The following is a 695-nucleotide window of genomic DNA, read 5'->3' as shown; positions in this document are numbered from 1 at the left end:
TAGCCCTATAAGGGCATGTTACCGACTGCGCCTAAATGACGCGGCTTTCTCTTCGTTCAAGCTAAGTGTCTTTGCTTCTTTGGCTTACCCCTTGAAGGGGTCGTCTGACTCTCGTGTACTTAATTTATCCTGAATGAGGTCTGACTTTTCTTGCTCTCTGATATATTTACGGATTGTGGCTTCATTCAGCCCCACTGTACTGACATAATATCCTTCCGACCAAAACTTCCTGTTGCCAAATTTGTATTTTAAATTGGCATGTTTATCGAAGCTCATTAACGAGCTTTTACCTTTTAAGTATCCCATAAAGCTTGAAACACTGATTTTTGGGGGAATACTCACCAGCATATGCACATGATCCGGCATGAGATGCCCTTCGATTATTTCCACTCCTTTGTATTTACAAAGGTTTCGTAATATCTCACCGATACTTGAACGTAAACGGGCAAAAATGATTTTTCGTCTGTATTTCGGCGAAAAAACAATAGGGTATTTGCATAGCCACTTTGTATGGGCTGAGTTTTGTGCTTTAATTCCCATAAACACCTTTCCTTATTTGAGTTACGTATATTAGCTTGAACATCTATATCGTAACGGAAAGGTGTTTTTCTTGGTATAACCCTTGGTCTCCACCCGCATAGCGGGTGGTTTTATGTTTAAGAAGCTGACGCTACTTAAACTGGCTAAAGCCATAA

Annotated in this window: 1 protein-coding gene; it reads right to left on the bottom strand. The window is 40.4% G+C overall.

Annotated elements, in window-relative coordinates:
• Window positions 1-84: 84 nt before the first annotated feature.
• On the bottom strand, window positions 85-540 hold the full coding sequence (tnpA, locus tag AACQ81_RS04745) for an IS200/IS605 family transposase (RefSeq protein ID WP_237388507.1): 456 nt from the start codon (window positions 538-540) through the stop codon (window positions 85-87).
• Window positions 541-695 lie beyond the last annotated feature (155 nt).

It is taken from the genome of Xenorhabdus sp. Sc-CR9 (assembly GCF_963897815.1).
GTDB lineage: Bacteria > Pseudomonadota > Gammaproteobacteria > Enterobacterales > Enterobacteriaceae > Xenorhabdus.
The sequence above is the reverse complement of the archived record's forward strand: the minus strand, read 5'-3'. Positions and strand labels throughout refer to the sequence as shown.